This is a genomic window from Paractinoplanes polyasparticus (genome assembly GCF_019710575.1).
GTDB classification, from domain to species: domain Bacteria; phylum Actinomycetota; class Actinomycetes; order Mycobacteriales; family Micromonosporaceae; genus Actinoplanes; species Actinoplanes polyasparticus.
In genome coordinates this window covers 1-16,635 of the sequence record NZ_JAHWFK010000014.1, presented here as the reverse complement: position 1 = coordinate 16,635, position 16,635 = coordinate 1, and the positions used below count along the sequence as shown (strand labels likewise).

12 protein-coding genes are annotated in these 16,635 nt (G+C 71.4%); 7 read left to right on the top strand and 5 right to left on the bottom strand.

The window, feature by feature from the left end:
- From KXC43_RS17530 to KXC43_RS17510, 5 genes are all read left to right on the top strand, one after another.
- Positions 1 to 519 (top strand): AIR synthase-related protein (locus KXC43_RS17530; protein WP_255644269.1); only part of this gene is annotated, 519 nt, incomplete at its 5' end.
- 70 nt (positions 520 to 589) lie between these two features.
- Positions 590 to 1,405, top strand: a complete 816-nt coding sequence (locus KXC43_RS17525) for a carbon-nitrogen hydrolase family protein (protein WP_255644268.1) — start codon at positions 590 to 592, stop codon at positions 1,403 to 1,405.
- Between the two features lie 45 nt (positions 1,406 to 1,450).
- Positions 1,451 to 2,272 carry a carbon-nitrogen hydrolase family protein gene (locus tag KXC43_RS17520; protein WP_221377139.1) on the top strand — a complete coding sequence of 274 codons (822 nt, stop codon included), beginning with the start codon at positions 1,451 to 1,453 and terminating at the stop codon, positions 2,270 to 2,272.
- Positions 2,269 to 3,432, top strand: coding sequence for a glycosyltransferase (locus KXC43_RS50910; protein WP_308129127.1), 1,164 nt, complete (start codon positions 2,269 to 2,271; stop codon positions 3,430 to 3,432). Before KXC43_RS17520 ends, KXC43_RS50910 begins: the two co-directional genes overlap by 4 nt.
- A gap of 155 nt (positions 3,433 to 3,587) precedes the next feature.
- The gene (locus KXC43_RS17510; RefSeq protein ID WP_221377138.1) at positions 3,588 to 5,453 is read left to right on the top strand and encodes an NB-ARC domain-containing protein; all 1,866 of its coding nucleotides are present in this window, start codon (positions 3,588 to 3,590) and stop codon (positions 5,451 to 5,453) included.
- Positions 5,454 to 5,907: 454 nt separating this feature from the next.
- Here KXC43_RS17510 and KXC43_RS17505 read toward each other — a convergent pair whose 3' ends face one another.
- The 3 genes from KXC43_RS17505 to KXC43_RS17495 all read right to left on the bottom strand — a co-directional run bounded on the left by KXC43_RS17505 (position 5,908) and on the right by KXC43_RS17495 (position 9,738).
- Positions 5,908 to 6,615, bottom strand: a complete 708-nt coding sequence (locus KXC43_RS17505; RefSeq protein ID WP_308129126.1) for an anti-sigma factor family protein — start codon at positions 6,613 to 6,615, stop codon at positions 5,908 to 5,910.
- A complete protein-coding gene (locus KXC43_RS17500) occupies positions 6,612 to 7,577 on the bottom strand; it encodes a DUF1996 domain-containing protein (protein ID WP_255644267.1) in 966 nt (321 codons plus the stop codon). Before KXC43_RS17500 ends, KXC43_RS17505 begins: the two co-directional genes overlap by 4 nt.
- A gap of 247 nt (positions 7,578 to 7,824) precedes the next feature.
- On the bottom strand, positions 7,825 to 9,738 hold the full coding sequence (locus KXC43_RS17495) for a zinc metalloprotease (RefSeq protein ID WP_221377136.1): 1,914 nt from the start codon (positions 9,736 to 9,738) through the stop codon (positions 7,825 to 7,827).
- Between the two features lie 902 nt (positions 9,739 to 10,640).
- Here KXC43_RS17495 and KXC43_RS17490 point away from each other — a divergent pair.
- Positions 10,641 to 11,723 carry a tetratricopeptide repeat protein gene (locus KXC43_RS17490; protein ID WP_221377135.1) on the top strand — a complete coding sequence of 361 codons (1,083 nt, stop codon included), beginning with the start codon at positions 10,641 to 10,643 and terminating at the stop codon, positions 11,721 to 11,723.
- A gap of 396 nt (positions 11,724 to 12,119) precedes the next feature.
- Here the strand turns inward: KXC43_RS17490 and KXC43_RS17485 are convergent, their stop codons facing one another.
- Positions 12,120 to 13,190: a lysylphosphatidylglycerol synthase transmembrane domain-containing protein gene (locus tag KXC43_RS17485; protein WP_308129125.1), complete on the bottom strand. Its 1,071-nt coding sequence runs from the start codon at positions 13,188 to 13,190 to the stop codon at positions 12,120 to 12,122.
- 150 nt (positions 13,191 to 13,340) lie between these two features.
- Here KXC43_RS17485 and fxsT point away from each other — a divergent pair, with 150 nt between their 5' ends.
- Positions 13,341 to 15,920 (top strand): FxSxx-COOH system tetratricopeptide repeat protein, encoded by a 2,580-nt coding sequence (gene fxsT, locus KXC43_RS17480; RefSeq protein WP_255644266.1) that lies wholly within the window; start codon positions 13,341 to 13,343, stop codon positions 15,918 to 15,920.
- Here the strand turns inward: fxsT and KXC43_RS17475 are convergent.
- Positions 15,892 to 16,635, bottom strand: a 744-nt coding sequence (locus tag KXC43_RS17475) for an IS3 family transposase (RefSeq protein ID WP_221377133.1), incomplete at its 5' end; no start/stop codon positions are given. The genes fxsT and KXC43_RS17475 overlap by 29 nt on opposite strands.

Sequence of the window (16,635 nt, the reverse complement as noted above, 5' to 3'; positions counted from 1 at the left end):
GAACATCCCGATGACCGCGTGCGGCGCGCAGCCGGGCCGGTGCCGGGCGGTGGCGGACGGCCCGGTGATCGCGTGCGGCTCACGGCCGACCTCGGGGGCGGCTGGCGGCCCGGCTATCACGGCCGGCAGTGGGACTCGACCAGCCGGCGCACGTCGGCCGAGCTGCGGCAGATGCAGGGATACGTGGCGGCCGCGCAGCCGGCGGCGGCCAAGGACGTGTCGATGGCCGGCATCGTCGGGACACTCGGCATGCTGGCCGAGGCGAGCGGATGCGGCGCCGTGCTGGACGTGGCAGCGGTGCCACGCCCGGCCGCCGCGACCATGGGCGACTGGCTGACGTGCTTTCCCGGGTTCGCGATGCTCACGACCGGACCGCAGGCGGAAGCACCGGCCGGGCCGGCGGACACCGCGGTCTGTGGCGAGCTGGTCGCGGGCGCCGGCGTGCGCCTGCGCTGGCCCGATGGCGAGATCACCACCGCGTTGGCCGGCGGCGTCACCGGAATGGGAGCCGCGGCATGAGCCCTTCCCGGCCCCGGGCGCCGATCAGCGACCGCACCGGAGCCGGCGACGATTCAGCAGGAGGCACAGCATGATCAAGGTGGCGGCGGTCGCGGAGGCATTCGACCGCGATCTGGAGGACGGCTTCACCCGCGTCGAGAAGCTGGTCGAGGCGGCGCGGGCCGACGGCGTACGCCTGCTGGCCCTGCCCGAGGCCTGCCTCGGCGGCTACCTGGCCGACCTGGACGGGCAGGCCGATCTGCCGCCGGCCCTGCGCCTGGACGGGCCCGAGATCGCGCGGCTGGTGGCCATCGCCGGCGACATGGTGGTGTGCGCCGGCTACTGCGAGGACGCGGGCGACGGCACCCGCTACAACAGTGTGGTCTGCGTCGGCGAGGGACGGGTGCTCGGCAATCACCGCAAGGTGCACCAACCGCTGCGCGAGGACGCCAGCTACGCGTCCGGCTCGTCGTTCGCGGCCTTCGACACGCCGGTCGGCCGGCTCGGGCTGATGATCTGCTACGACAAGGCGTTCCCGGAGTCGGCCCGCTCGCTCGCCCTGGACGGCGCCGAGATCATCGTGTGCGTCTCGGCCTGGCCGGGCAGCCGCACGAACGCCCCCGAGTCCCTGGCCGACGACCGCTGGACGCGCCGGTTCGACCTGTTCGACCGGGCCCGCGCGCTCGAGAACCAGGTCGTGTGGATCTCGGCCAACCAGGCCGGCACCTTCGGGTCGCTACGGTTCGTGTGCAGCGCGAAGATCGTCGACCCGGGCGGTGACGTCCTGGCCACCACGGGCTGTGCTCCCGGCATGGCGGTCGCCACTGTCGACGTCGCCGGCTCGCTCACCAACGCGCGCCGCTACATGGGACACCTGCGCGACCGCCGACCGGCCGCTTACAACTGATGCCCGTCCAACCAGCCCATCACCGCCCTAAGACGGACTGAAGCCATGCCTATCCGAATCGCCGCCGCGGCGGCCCACTTCGGCCGCGATCTCGAGCACGACCTGGGCCGGATCGGGAAGTTGATCGGCGACGCCCGTGCGGCCGGCGTCGGGCTGCTCGTGCTGCCCGACGCCGCGCTCGGCGGCTACCTGGCCGACCTGCGCCATCCCGACCCGTCCGCGTTCCCACCCGCGCTCAAGCCGGACGACCCGATTTTCGAACGGATCGCGGCGACGGCCCGGGAGATGGTGGTCTGCGTCGGCTTCTGCGAGGCCGACGGCGACGAGCGCTACAACGCCGCGGTCTGCCTCACCGGCGACGGCGTGCTCGGCCGGCACCGCAAGGTGCACCTGCCCGCGGCCGAAGGCGTCGTCTACCGCGCCGGCGCCGGATTCGCCTCGTTCGACACCCCGGTGGGCCGGATCGGCATGCTGATCGACTACGACAAGACGTTCCCCGAGTCGGCGCGCACGCTCGCCCTCGACGGCGCCGAGATCGTGGCCTGCCTGTCCGCGTGGCCGGCCAGCCTCACCAACGCCGCGCCGAAGATGTCGCAGGACCGCCAGTCGCGGCTGTTCGACTTGTACGACTGTGCTCGCGCCGCCGAGAACCAGATCGTCGTGGTGTCGTCCAACCAGACCGGCGCCGCGGGCGGGATGCGGTTCCTGGGCCAGGCCAAGGTGGTCGGCCCGGCCGGGAACGTTCTCGCCCGTACGTGGGCGAAAGCGGGCCTGGCGGTGGCCGAACTGGACGTCGCGCTCGAAATCGCGCAGGCCCGGCGCGTGCTCAGTCATCTCGCCGAGTTGCGCCCGGAGGCCTACCGGTGAGGATTGCCCTGCTGACCTATTCGACGCGTCCGCGGGGCGGCGTGGTGCACACACTCGCGCTGGCCGAGGCGCTCGCCGCGCTCGGTCACGACGTGACCGTGTGGACGCTGGGACGCGGCGGCGGCTTCTTCCGCCCGGTCGATCCGCGGGTGCGCCTGGCCGTGGTGCCGTTTCCCGACCGGCCCGGCGAGAGCGTGGGCGAGCGCATCCTGCGGTCGATCGCGCTGCTGCGGGAGGCTTTCACCCCTTCCGCGTACGACGTGGTGCACGCGCAGGACTGCATCAGCGCCAACGCTGTTGAGCGTTGTGTGCGCACCGTGCACCACATCGATCAGTTCACGACACCGGAACTGGTCGCTTGTCACGAACGAGCAATCGTCCGGCCGTACGCGCATGTCTGTGTCTCCTCGGCGGTCGCGTCCGAGCTGTCGGCCGGATGGGGGTTGTCGGCCACGGTCATTCCCAACGGCGTCGACTACGAGCGCTTCGCGTCGGCCGTGCCGCACCGCGCCGGCCCGATCCCGCCCGTCCCGGACAGGACGGTCCAGGATCCGGAGTTCGCCGACCCGTTCCCGCCGATCCCTGCAAGCACGGTCCACGAACCGGCCTTCGTCGACCTGGAGCAGCCTTACCTGCTGGCCGTCGGCGGCATCGAACCCCGCAAGGGCTCGCTCGACCTGCTCACCGCGTACGCCGAACTGCGCGCTTCTCTCCCCGAACTGCGCTTGGTGATCGCCGGTGGCGAGACCCTGTTCGACTACCGCGACTACCGCGCCGAGTGGGACGCTCAAGCCGCCACCCTCGACCTCGCCCCCACGGTCCTCGGGCCCGTCGATCACGACGCTCTGCCCGCCCTCGTCGCCGGGGCAGCCGCCTTCGCGTTCCCGTCCACCAAGGAGGGCTTCGGCCTGGCCGCCATGGAAGCCCTGGCCGCGGGCATCCCGGTCGTCGTGCGGGATCTGCCGGTGCTGCGCGAGGTCTTCGGCCCCGCTGTCGGCTACGGCCACGATCCGTCGTCGCTGGCCGCCGCCCTTCTGCAGGCCGTGAAGGAACCGGATCCGTCCCGCCGGGACGCCGGCCGCGCCTTGGCCGCCGCCCACACCTGGGAAGCCGCAGCGCGCCGGCATGTGGAGTTCTACTCCTCGCTGCCGCCGGCCTGACAACTCAACGGCGCCGAAACGGTGACGCGAGCGGCGGGACCGGTCCCGCACTTTACTGGGGTGTGAGCACGGGACCGGCCGCTGTCGAGTGTGACCGCGGAGACCCCGTGCCGCCCGAAGTCCGGACGAAATCGGACGGTCGTTAACCTGGGTCGGTGCCGCGGCCCGACCTGCCCGAACCGGCCGGCGCCGGCTCGCTCGACGAGCTGGTCGACCGGCTACGACGGCTGAAGACCGAGGCCGGCGACCCGTCGTACGAGACGATCAAGGAGCGGGTCAACCAGGCCTGGTCCCGGTCCGGCCGCCCGGCCGCCGAGCTGGCCCGCCGCTCCACCGTCGCCCACGCCTTCCAGCCGGGCCGGCGGCGGATGAACACCGAACTCGTCCTGGCCGTGGTACGGGCGCTGCACCCCGACGAGGCGTACGTGAACCGGTGGCGCCTGGCGCTGCGGGCGGTGGCGGGCGAGATCGAGGCCGTGTCGCAGGTGCGGGTGCACGACACCCTCCCGCCCGACCTGCCCGGATTCACCGGACGACACAGCGAGCTCGACCGGCTGTCCGCCGCCCGCGCCGGCGGGGGCGTGGTGGTGGCCGCGATCGAGGGGATGGCCGGGGTCGGCAAGACCCAACTCGCCGTCCACGCCGCCCACCAGCTGCACCGGCGCGAGCCGTTCGACCGGGTGCTCTTCGTCGACCTGCGCGGCTTCCATCCCGACGATTCGCAGCCACCGGCCGATCCGTCGGCGGTGCTCGACGGTTTCCTGCGGCTGCTCGGGGTGCCCGGCAACCGGATGCCGCACGGGCTGGACGCCCTGAGCGCCGCCTACCGCGAACACCTCACCGGCGTACGGCCCCTGGTCGTTCTCGACAATGCCGCCACCGCCGAGCAGCTCCGCCCGCTGCTGCCGGACGCGCCTGGCAGCGTCGTCCTGATCACCAGCCGGCGCCGCCTGACCGGGTTGCCGCCGGTGATCCGCCTGCCGCTCGGCGTCTTCACCACCGACGAGGCAGCCGGCTTCCTGACCAGCGCCGTGCCCGGAGTGCCGGTGGGCGCCGACCCGCAGGCCGCCGCGGTGATCGCCCGGCGGTGCGGCCACCTGCCGCTGGCCCTCAGCCTGATCGCCGGCCACATCGGCGACAGCCCCGGCTGGACCCTGACCGACCACGCCGACCGCCTCGGCGAACGCCACCGCGACCGGCGGCTCGACTCCGGCGTCGAGGTCGCCCTCGCCCTGTCGTACCGGCATCTGCCACCCGCCACGCAACGGGCCCTGCGGCTGATCGCGCTCCACCCCGGGCCGGATCTGGACGCGTACGCCCTGGCCGCCCTGGCCCGGGCCGACCTGCCCACCGCCCGGGCCTGGCTCGAGCACCTGGGCACCGACCACCTGGTCCAGGAGGCCGCGCCCGGCCGCTACACCCTGCACGACCTGGTGCGCGCCCACGCCGCGACCCGGGCCCAGGACCAGGACCCCCCAGCCGAACGGCAAGCCGCGCTGACCCGGCTGTTCGACTACTACCTGGCCGCCGGAGCCGCGGCCATGCGCTCCCTGCATCCAGCCGAGGCCGGGTCGGAGGATGTCACGGCCGCCACTCCGATCCCCGACCTGACCGGACCGGGATCCGCCCCGGCCTGGCTCGACGCCGAGCGGCCGACCCTGGTCGCGGTAGCCGCCCACACGGCCGCGCACGGCTGGCCCACCCACACCACCCGCCTGGCCCGCCTGCTGTCCTCCTACTTCGCAGGCGGCCACCATCACGACGCCCTCATCCTGCACGACCACGCCCGTCGCGCCGCCTGCCAACTGGGCGACATCGAGGCCCAGGCGCACGCCCTGGACGGCATGGGCGTCGCCCACCTGCACCAGGGCCGTCCCGACGAGGCCGCACAGAACTTCCGCCGCGCGCTGGACCTGTTCCGCGAGCTCGGCGACCTGACCGGGCAGTCCCGGGCGCTGTCCCAGTTGAGCCTGCTCGAGGACCACTCCGGCGGCCGTCCCACGCCCACCGACCACACGTAGTAGTCCGCCTTGGTGCCGGCACGTTTCCGCAGGAAACAGGCGGTCCGGGTGCCAGGCCGCCAGGCCACCCAGCCGTGAGCCCTCAGCGGCCAAACCGTCAGGCCGCGCAAACCGTCAGCCGTCAGCCTATGAGCCGTCAGCCTTCCGAGCCGCCAGGCACGCGAGCGCCAAGCCGCCAGCCTCGAGCCGCCGAGCCGCCAACCCATCAGCCCTCAGCGGCCAGGCCGTCAGGCCCCGCGAGCCGTCAGCCCTCCGAGCCACCAACCCGTCAGCCCCCAGCTGCCAGGCCGTCAGGCCCCCCGAGCCGTCAGGCGCCGCATGCCGCCAAGCCGTCCGCCTCCCGAGCGGTCAGGCAAGCGAGCCGCCGAGCTACCGAGCCGTCGGGTACGCGAGCCGCCCGGCCCCGAGCCCGCCACGAGCCGTTGGGCCGCCCTGCCGCCGAGCCGCTGGGCGGTCAGACGTCAACGCTGGCGAACTGTTTACCGGCGGTGTTGACCACGCGCACCGACTTCACATCGTCGGGGGCGATCAGGGCGCTGCCGTTCAGGGTGGTGCCACCGGCCTCGCCGGCCGGGGAGACCAGCCAGCTGCCGGCCTGGGCCACATAGCCGTCCTTGGCGACCACCTCGAGCACGCAGCGTTCGCCGGCCGGGATGCCGGAGACGGCGGCGTTGACGCGCACCCAGCCCGCAGCCGGAGCCACGGCGACGGTGATGCGAGCGCCGGTGGTGGCGTCGACGCCGGTGGCGGTGCGGGTGCCGGGGACGGTTGTCGGCTGGGTGGAGACCGTCGGTGTGGGCTGCGCGAGGGGGGTGTCGGGCGCGGTGGTGCGGCCGGCCAGGATGCCGCCACCGATCGCCACCGCGACCAGCACCGCCGCGGCCGAGGAGACCAGGGCCGTACGGCGGCGGTAGTGGGACGTCGACTCGGTGCGCACCTGGCGCAGCGTGCGCTGCAGCAGCAGGTCGCCCCCGTCGGGTGGGCCTTCGAGCAGCATGGGCTCGGGCACCGCTTCGAGGGCCGCGCTCCACTCGCGCAGCGAATCGACCTCGTCGCGGCACTCGGCACAGCCGGCGAGGTGCTCGTCGACCGCCCGGCGTTGCTCGGGCGTCAGCGTGTCGAGGAGGTAGCCCGCGATGTCGGCGTGCTCGGAGGCGGTCACGGAGCGGACCGTTTGGTCGCGGTGTCGTCGCAGGCCCGGCCGCTGTTGAGACATTTCACCGCGCGGGCCATCACCGGCTCGGGCATGAGGTTCACCAGGAAGCCGTGATCGGTGGCGGGGTCATGGTCCTGCTCGTCGAACGCGTCGATCTGGTACCGGGTGCCGCGCGGTACTGCGTACGCCATGGTGATCTGCAACCGGGGCACCGCGAACGTGCCGACCGGGCAGCCGCCCCCGGCGACGGGAAAGACGACGTGCTGCCGGTGGTTGGCGCTGTCGAGTTGGCGGCCGTCCCAGCAGCTCGGGAAGTCGAAGATCCGCACCACGGCAGCACCGTCGTCGCATAGCGGATACTTCATGGTCTGCCTCTCGGGTGTGTCGGAGCAGGTCCACCGGCTGCGGGCCAGCGCGCCCCCGTTGGTGTGAGCGTAGGCGTCACCGACGGCCGCGCGCAGCAATCGCGGCATCGGCAGCACCGGCCCCAGCGGGTTGCCGTAGTACGTCATGGTCAGCGAGACCGGCACCTGAACCGGCCCGCCATGCTCATTGTTGCTCGGCCCGGCAAGTCGCAGCACCGCCCAGTAGTACGTGGAGGCGTCGCCGTTGGAACAAGTCGTCGGTTTCCCCACCAGATCGGCCACCGTCGAGTCGACCTGAACCCCGAGATTCCCGATGTAGTCGTGCAGGTGATGCGCCGGCCCCGGCTTGCCCGGCGTGACCACGATGTTCGCCGTGTTGCGGTGCCCCCGCTCGTTGCGGCCGCAATTCCAGCGGTACGACCCGGTGGAGGCCCCCGCCACCGGCCGGACCGCAGCCGGCACGGCCTCGGCGTCGTCCATGGTGGTGTAGTACGGCCCCCACGAATTCTTGACGAAGTAGATCGTGGCCGCGGTGACCAGCAGCACCACGGCCAGCAACGCTTCGAAAGCGATCACCCGACGCCCGGCCGAAGCCATCGACATGACTCGACGATACCGACCCTCCCCCGCTCCCGGAGGACCCGCAGCCCCGTTGACTCGCCGCCGCGCCGTTCACTCACGGTGTCACCACGCCGGGCCGCGCGCCGCTCCTTCGCAGTGCCGCCACGGCAGGCCGCCGCCGCTCCTTCACAGTGCCGGCAAGGCGCGCCGCGCGCCGCTCCTTCGCAGTGCCGCCACGGCAGGCCGCCGCCGCGCCGTGTCTGAACGGCGCGGCGACGGGTGTCGGTCGTCACGGCTGGGCGCGGGGCCCGTCCGGGTCGAGGGTGTCGATGAACTCGTGCGGGCTGTGCAGGTCGGGGACGGCGCGGGCCGCGTCCGCCTCGGCGGCCATCGCCTTCGCGGCCGAGCCCGGGTCGACGCCCGACTTCTTGGCGGCCGCGACCACCTTGCCGTACGCCGAGTCGGCCAGCGCGTACGCCGCCCGGTACTCGTGCTTGGCGAACGCCACCTTGGCCAGACCGAGCAGCGCGTCGGCCCGCACCAGGTCACTCCGGGCCTTCCCGCCCGGGATCGTGGCGGCAAGCCGGTTGGCCGCCTCCCAGTACGCGGCGGTCAGGAAGCGGTCGCTGTTGTCCCGGTCGAACTGCGAGAAGTCCCAGTTGACGTCGATGTAGCTCATCATCGAGTTGCTCTCGTCGCCCGACCACGCGAAGAACGTCGAACCCGACGGCCCGTAATCGACCCCGGTCTCGCTGTCGTAGCCGTCGTGCGGGTGCGACATGCCCAGGTGGTGGCCGACCTCGTGAATCGTCGTCGTGCTCAGCCCGTAGCCGCTCTCGACGATGCTCTGGGAGAGGAAGTTGAAGACGTACGACTGATTGCCGGTCGCCCAGTCGTCGTCGGCGAACCCGAGCAGCGACGGGTCGACGTCGGGCGGGAGGACGTAGTTGAAGACGGGCAGCTCGTAGTCGACCTTGGCGCCGTCGTCCTTGGTGCGGGCCAGATTCTCGCGGTTGTAGAGGAACAGGTTGGCGTCCGACGGCAGGCCGCTGTCGGGATAGCAGCTCACGCCGCTCTCGAAGCCGTCGTAGCACTGCCGGTTCTTCGCGTCGAGGGCGAAGTCCTGGTTGTCGTAGTCGACCTTGTTGCGCCAGCGCAGCTCGGCCAGCTCATCGACGACCAGCTTCGGCTTCGTGTACTGCCGCGAGGCGTCGACACCGGGCCAGCCCTCGTACGTGTTGCTGTCGATGTTGATCGAACGTGGCGGCTCGGCCGTCGGCAGCTCGACCGGGTACAGCGGCGACGTCGTCATCAGCAGGTTCAGCGCGACGTAGCGGGTGATCTTGCCCAGGTCGCCGGCCAGGGCGCTCGGCGCACGGTAGCCGCCGGCCCTGTATTCCCAGATCGGCGGCATGCGGTAGTCGGCCTCGCCGTCACCGTCGACGTCGGCGTTGGTCACGTCGTAGTTGGCCGTCCACGACTCGGGGCCGGCCGACAGGTCATGGAACCAGACCCGCCGGGTGGAGCGCAGCCCGGTCTCCTCGTCGTCTGCCGTGGTGCCGCCCCAGGCGATCATCTTGCGGCTGTCGCGGCTGGCGCCGAAGTCGTAGCCGGTGTCGGGGTCGGGCTCGCCGGTCTTGGTGTAGACGTGGAACTTGAAGTCGGCACGGCCGTACCAGTTGATGAAGAAGACGGTGTTGCGCCGGGTGTCCACACCGGCCGGTGGGTGGAAGGCCAGCCACTTCTCCACGCTGGGGGCGTCGATCGTGTGGTTGGCGGTGATGTCGAGAACGCCGCCGGGCTGGGCGTTGTAGGCCGTCTGGTATTGCGTCAGCGGCGCCGGCTTGGCCAGCTTCGACAGCTGCTTGAAGAATGTGTCCTCGTACGCGCGATCGGTGTATTTCAGTCTGTAGTCGTACTTGTAGGTGATGCCGAGCTTTTCGACCTTGTCGTACGACAGCCGGGAACGGACGACCGGCTCGTACTTCTTGGCAAGTTGGCCCGTGAAGGCCGATTTGCCGACCTGGCCCGGCTCGTAGCCGAGGAAGACGACGTTGACCGGCACCGTCTCGGTCAGCCTGGGCTGACCGCCCGGGCTCAGGAAGTGATAGCGGTATGCAGGAGCCGCGGCGCCGGCGGGGGTGGCGGATGCCCCGACCAATGCCGCGACCATCAATGCGATGAAGGCGCCTCTCCGTCTCATGCAGACACGTAACCATCAGCGACTGCCGATGGGAAGGCCCTGTGGACAGACGGGCATCGGTGCCGGCTGATTGTGGATAACCGATGCCCGCCGCGCGATATCCGCTACGGTCCCGGCCATGGACCAAGGCACCCCGAACAGGGCATCTCTGTCACTCGATCGATGGACGGCGTCGACGCGGCGCCGCCCGCGGCGGACCGGCGCGGCCCGGCGGCAATCCTCTTCGATCCCGCGCGGACCTGCGAAAGCTTCCGCCGCGCCGCTCCCCCACCGGACGATCCGCCCGCCACCTGCGCTGCTCCGGCCGTTGGGCGGGGCCGCTATAAACCCCCATGACCTACGCGCATCCCGTCCCGCCCGAGGAGGTTGCCGTCATGGGGGCGCCCGACTCTGTACCGGTCACCGATCCGCACAAGGTCCCGCCACCACCCAGCGTGCCCGCGCCCCGGGTTCCGCCGGGCGTCACGCCCCTGTCCGACGGCTTGCCCGATCACGGACGGAATTCCCCGACCGGCGTGCTCCCGTGGGAGGTCCAGCCGGTAACCGGCCCGGACGGCGGGCCAGCGCCCTCCGAACTCCCGCCGGACATCGAGCCGGACGGGCCGGAGGCTGCGTTGGGGCTGTCCCCCGGCTCGCCCGCCGCCAGGGCGGCTGCGCCGGGCAGCTCGCCGTCCGAAACGTCCTGTCGGCCGGACAGCTCGCTTGACGCCGGACCAGAGCGGCCAGACAGCACGCGACGCGGCGGGCCCGATCGGCATGACGCCTCGCCGGACCCCAGAGCAGAGCGATCGGACAACATGCCAGCCGGCGGGCCGGAGCGGCCGGACGACTCGCTGGACGCCGGACAAGAACTGACGGACGCCGGAACAGAGCTGTCGGACGGTTCGCTGGACAAGGCTGGCTTGCTGGACAAAGTTGGCTCGCCGGCCGAGGACGGCTCGCTCGACGAGGCCGGGTCGCGGGAAGAGGCCGGCTCAGTGGACGAAGCCGACTCAGTGAACGAAGCCGACTCAGCGGACGTGGCCGGCTCAGTGGACGAGGCCGACTCAGCGGACGAGGCCGGCTCAGTGGACGAGGCCGGCTCGTCGCTCGGGGCGCGGCTGCGCCGCCGGCAGATCGACGAGCAATCGGCGCGGTCGACGACCGACGGACTTGCACCAGCCGTGCCGAGACAGCGGGATCCCGCCACCGTGCCCGGGGACATCGGCGCTGCCATCGAAACGCTGGGCGAGCAGAATCCCGCGGCGGCTCAGCTTCTCTGTCTGTGTGCGGTGCTGCACAAGGCGCCGGTGCCGGTCGACGTGTTCACCCGCTCACTGGGCCGGCTTCCGCGACCCCTCGGCGGGGTTGCTCCGTTCCAGTTCAACCGGCTGGTGGCGGCCCTGGTCGAGCCCGGCCTGGCCCGGCGCGGCGCTGACGGCCTGCTGGTCCCCGAACCGGTGCGTACGGCCGTCCGGGACGACCTGGGTGAGGCGGCGTCTGCGGTCTGCCGCTCGTACGCGGGTGAGCTGGTGGCGGCGGCCGTTCCCGACGAGGTCGAGGCGTCGACGTCCTGGCCCCGCTGGGCTGCCCTGGCGCCGCACCTGATCGCCTCGGATGCCGCCCACAGCACCGACCAGGCGCTGAGAACCGCCGCCTGCCGCCTGGTGGAAAGCCTGCTGCACCGGGGAAAGGCCCGCCCGGCCCGCACCATCGCCGCCGAACTGCACAGGGGCTGGCGCGACGTGCTCGGCTCCGACCACCCCGACACGCTGCGCTGCGCCCACGAGCTGTCCCGCGCCCTGATCGCGGCCGGCGCCCTGCTCCCGGCCCGCAAGCTGCTCGACGACACGGTCGACCGCCTCGTCACCCGGCTCGGCTCCAGCCACCCGCAGACCCGGGTGGCGGCCGAAACCCGCCGCGGCGTCCTCATCCGCATGGGCGGCATGCCCCGCCCCGACGGCGCCCGCCCCAAGGCAGCCCACCGCCGCCGCAAACAATCTTGAACGAGCCGACTGCAGCTGCAGGCTCGGCCGGAGCCAGTGACGTGAGCAGGACGCCGCCGACCACGAAGAACGCGCCGGATCGGCGCCCGCAAGACGGTCCTACTCAGCCTGCCGCTGTGGCTGGCCGTCATATGTTCACGCCAAGCACGGTTGAAGCCGCCTCGCGGCAACACCGAAGACCGGTGGATGCAGCGCCGCCGATCAGCCCGCACGCGGCACGGCCACCTCGCGGCGAAGCCAACGAACGGTGATGCCACCGTCACCGAGCCGCTCAGCAACGGCAGGCACGGCTACCTCTCAACAAAGCCAAGATTGCACCTCGGCCCATCAACTCACGCGCAGCACAACCAAACCGCCCCGCGGCGAAGCACAAGACCACCAAGGTCGCCGCGGCAGTCAACTCACGCGCGGCACGGCAGAAGCCGCCCCGCGACGGAGCCACAGCGCGGCTATGCCCCCGGCGGGGAGGAGCAGCCAGCACGAGATCAGCCGGTAGATGAGCACGGCGGCGGCCGCCGTGACCGCGGTCGCTCCGGCGGCGGTCAGACCGGCCACGAGGGCGGTGTCGATCACGCCCACGCCGCCCGGGGTCAGCGGAACCTGACGCACGATCTGCACGCCCAGGTAGATGCCGGCCAGCGTGGTGATGCCCACCGGCAGGCCGACGGCCCGGCAGGTGGCAACCAGGCAGAGCAGGTCGGTGAGCCAGTTGACGGCGTAGTAGAGCGTGCCGACCACCCACTCGCGGGCGCGCAGGGCAGCGCCGGCCCGCCAGGCTTCGCGGGCCGAGGCGAGAGTCCGGCGCAGGAAGGCCGCGGCCCGGTTGTCCGATCGCGGCCGTGCGGGCCCGGCCTCGGCCGGCCGGCGCATCAGAAGGCGACCACCGACGACCGCAGCCACAGTCAGCGCGACCAGGCCGGCGATCACCATGAGCGGCTCCGGCCCGGCGAGCAGACCCGGGTCCCGGGTCAGCACCGCGGCGCCGCCGGCCACGTAGAGCAGGGCCAGCCCACCGATCGAGGCGAGCCCCGAGACGATCATCGAGGCGGCCGCGATCTCTTTCGAGGCGCCCGCGCGCACGTACTGCCGGGCCGCGTAACCGGCCGAGACCGCGGAGCCGACCGGCATCGAGATGGAGATCGCGGTCCGCGACAGGGTGACGGCCATCGCGAAGCCCGCTCCCAGCCGTACGCCGAAGGCCCGCAGAATCTGCCGCTGCTGCCAGGCGAACGCGCCCAGAGACACGACCTGCAGCACCACGGCGAGGGTGACCCACCTGTAGTCGGCGCCGGTCAGCGCCCCCAGGAACTCGCGCGGGTCGGGAAACCGCCCCTGCAGCCCGAACGCCGCCAACCCCAGTGCCGCGAGCACGACCAGCGGCACTCGCAGCCGCCGCCACCAGTCCGGCCGCGCGCCGCCAGCAAGCGCGCCGGGAGGGGGCCGCAGCTCAGACCGGGTACGGGGCACCCGGTGATCGTGGCAAACGCGATCAACCCGAGCCACCCGCTGTGATGTTCGTGTCACGAACACCCGTCGAACGGCAGCTTCACCGGTCGGCGGTTCGCGCCGAAATCTCCCCCGATCCGGGGTACGACCCGGACGCCGGGATCGGGCAGTATGCATAACGCCCAGACCCGACCCGGACGGAGCTTTGCGACAGTGGCTTCAGACTTCTTCGTCAGCTACACCGCGAAGGACCAGGCGTGGGCCGAGTGGATCGGGGTCCAGCTGGAGGCGCACGGTCACACCGTCGTCGTGCAGGCGTGGGACATCCGGCCCGGCAACGACTTCCTGCACGAGATGCAGCGCGCGGCGACCGAGGCCGAACGCACGATCGCCGTCCTCTCCCCGGACTATCTGGAGAAGTCGGCCTTCGGCGAGGCCGAGTGGCGGGCCGCGTTCGCGAAGGACCCGAGCGGAAGCCATCGACTACTGGTACCGGTCCGGGTTCGTGAGTGCGACCCGCTGGGGTTGCTTTCGAGCCGCGTGTACGTCGATCTGGTCGGCCTGTTCGAGGATGACGCCCGCAAATCCCTCCTCGACGGCATCGACCGCGACCGCCCCCACCCCACCTCAGCTCCGTTCCCCGGCCCCACTCGATCGGCCCCGTTCCCCGGCCCGGCCGGCGCGGGCCCCACGGCAACGACCAACTTGCAGCCGCGCAACACCGGTTTCGTCGGGCGTGCAGAGCAGCTCGACCACATCCGCGACGGGCTTCAGCGCCGCGGCCGCGTGGTGACCAGGTCACGCGAGCGCATGGCGGGCATCGGCAAGACCCAGCTCGCGCTCGAGTACGCCCACCGGCACGCCGCCGACTACGACGTCATCTGGTTCGTCGCCGCCGAGCAGGAGGATCTGATCGGCGGCCATCTGGCCCAGGCCGCCATCGCAGCCGGCCTTGTTCCGGACGGCACCACCACGCCCGCCGCCGTGCGGGCCACGCACGCCGCGTTGGAGGCCGGCGCCCGCTGGCTGCTCGTCTTCGACAATGTCGAGGATCCCGCGAGTGTGGAGCCGTGGCTTCCCCCGCGCGGCGGGCACGTGCTGATCACGTCGCGGCACCCGGGCTGGGACGAGCTCGCCGAGCCGGTGGACGTCGGGCTGTTCACGCGTGAGCAATCGGCCGATCTACTGCGGCAACGCCTTCCCGCCATCACCGGTGCGGACGCGGACCGGCTGTCCGAGGAGCTCGGTGATCTGCCGCTCGCGCTGACTCAGGCCGCCAGTGTCATCAGCAAGTACGCCATGCCGCCGGCCGAGTTCTTCGACCTGCTGAGGAGCGAGGCGGCGGCGATCCTGGACGACGGCCGGCCGTTGACCTATCCGCGTTCGCTCGCGGCCAGCATCACCATCGGCCTCGACCGGCTCGACCGGGACCACGCAGCCGCCGGGCAGTTGCTGCTGCTCTGTTCGGTGCTCGCCCCCGAACCGGTGCCGCTCGACCTGTTCACCCGCAACCTCGGGCTGCTGTCGCCGCCGCTGAGCAAGTTGGGCCGATTCGCGTTCTACCAGGTGATCGAGGCTCTCGCGGCCAACGGGTTGGCCGGCACGGGCGTCGACGGCCTGTGGATCCATCGTCTGGTGCAGGCCGTCGTCCGCCACCGGGCGGGCGAAACGGCCGTCGACGCGGCTCAGAGGCAGGTAGCAGCGCTGGTCGGAGCGCGAGCGCCGGTGGACACCGACGACCCGGCGAACTGGCCCGACTGGTCCGCTCTCGCACCGCACATCACCGCCCTCGATCCCGCGACCAGCGACGACCATGAGGTGCGGGACGCCGCCCGCAGAATGGTCCTGTCGATGCTGCGGCGCGGGGAGACCCAGACGGCACTGCAAATCGTGTCGACTCTTCACTCGTCGTGGACCAGCAGGCTCGGTCCCGACGCTCCGGACGCGTTAGCCATCGCCATGCAACATGCACATGCACTTAATCAGGCCGGTCGATATCTGGAAGCGTATGAGATCGCCTCGGACACGGTGAGAAGGTACGGGGTAATCCTCGGCGAGGACGATCCCGATACGCTCCGGGCGGCCGGCACCCTGAGCTCCACCATGAGCATGCTCGGCGACCTGGTCGCCGCACGTGATCTTCAGGCGATGGTGGCGGACGGCTTCGGGCGAGTGCTCGGAGACGACCACCAAGACACCCTGTTCGCGCGGCACTCGCTGGCTCAGGACCATGCCGATCTCCGAGACCTCGACGCCGCGGAGCCGATTGCCGCCGACGTCCTCGCCCGGAGCCTGCGGGTCCTCGGTGAGAACCATCCGGACACTTGGAGCGCTCGTAAGCTCCTGGCGGGCCTTGCCCACGACAGGAAGGACTTCGAACGAGCATTGCGGATGACCGAAGAAGCGCTCGAGGGAATATCGCGACTCTTGCCACCGGATCATCCCGATGTACTCAACATGACGATGAACCTTGCCGTCTGTCTCGGCAACTGTGATCGAAGCGCCGAGGCTGTGGATATCCTCGAGGAGGTGCATGTGCGCTACGCCCTCCGCTACGGCCGCAACAATCCTGAGACTCTGGTGGTCGAGCGAAAGCTGGCGATAGCGCACTGGAAGTCCGGACGCGTCGTGCAGGCGCGAGACAAGCTTCAGACAGTCCTGCGACGTAGTCGGGACGTCTTCGGACCCGACCTGAGTTGCCCCCGCTTTGATGGAGCGGTGGTTACCTGCCGCCGGTCGGGGCAGGGGTGAGGTTATCTGGCTCGCTCTGGGCGTGCCAGGCGATCTCGTATTCGTCCGGGCTGAGGTAGCCGAGCTCGCGTTGGATACGTCGGGTGTTGTACCAGCCATCGATGTAGGCGAAGATCGCGTTCTCGGCCTCGTCTCGGGTCCGCCACGAGGTCCGGTAGACCAGTTCGATCTTCAGCGTCGACCAGAAGTTCTCCATCAGCGCGTTGTCGTAGGAGTCGCCGACCGACCCCATCGACGGCAGGATTCCGTTGTCCCGTAAGCGTTCCGCGAAGCGGAACGAGGTGTAGTTCGACCCTCTGTCGCTGTGATGTATCAACTCACCGTCGCGGGTGTCACGCGACCAAATCCCGTATTCGAGCGCGGCCAGGATCAGGTCGGTGTCGCACCGGTCGGAGGTTTTCCAGCCCACGATCCGCCGCGAGAAGACGTCGCGGACGGCGGCCAGCCAGAACACCCCTTCACCGCACGGGATCCGGGTGGCGTCGGCGACCCACAACCGGTTCGGGCGATCCGCGGTGAACTGCCGGTTGACCAGATCCGGCGCCGGCGTGTGGCGGGGGTCCTGCCGCGTCGACCCGCCGCGCCAGCCACGACGCAGGAACGCACCGTGCCAGCCCTGTGCGGCCATCAACCGCTCGACCCGCTTACGGCCGACCCGGATGCCGTCGCGGCGCAGCTGCCCGTGGACCCGGTCAGCGCCGTAGGTGCACCCGGA

What these genes read in the sequence shown, in the direction of transcription:
- KXC43_RS17525 (WP_255644268.1), top strand. Translation starts at nt 590, where the DNA reads ATGATCAAGGTGGCGGCGGTCGCGGAGGCATTCGACCGCGATCTGGAG.
- KXC43_RS17520 (WP_221377139.1), top strand. Translation starts at nt 1,451, where the DNA reads ATGCCTATCCGAATCGCCGCCGCGGCGGCCCACTTCGGCCGCGATCTC.
- KXC43_RS17500 (WP_255644267.1), bottom strand. Translation starts at nt 7,577, where the DNA reads ATGTCGATGGCTTCGGCCGGGCGTCGGGTGATCGCTTTCGAAGCGTTG.
- KXC43_RS17495 (WP_221377136.1), bottom strand. Translation starts at nt 9,738, where the DNA reads ATGAGACGGAGAGGCGCCTTCATCGCATTGATGGTCGCGGCATTGGTC.
- fxsT (WP_255644266.1), top strand. Translation starts at nt 13,341, where the DNA reads ATGCATAACGCCCAGACCCGACCCGGACGGAGCTTTGCGACAGTGGCT.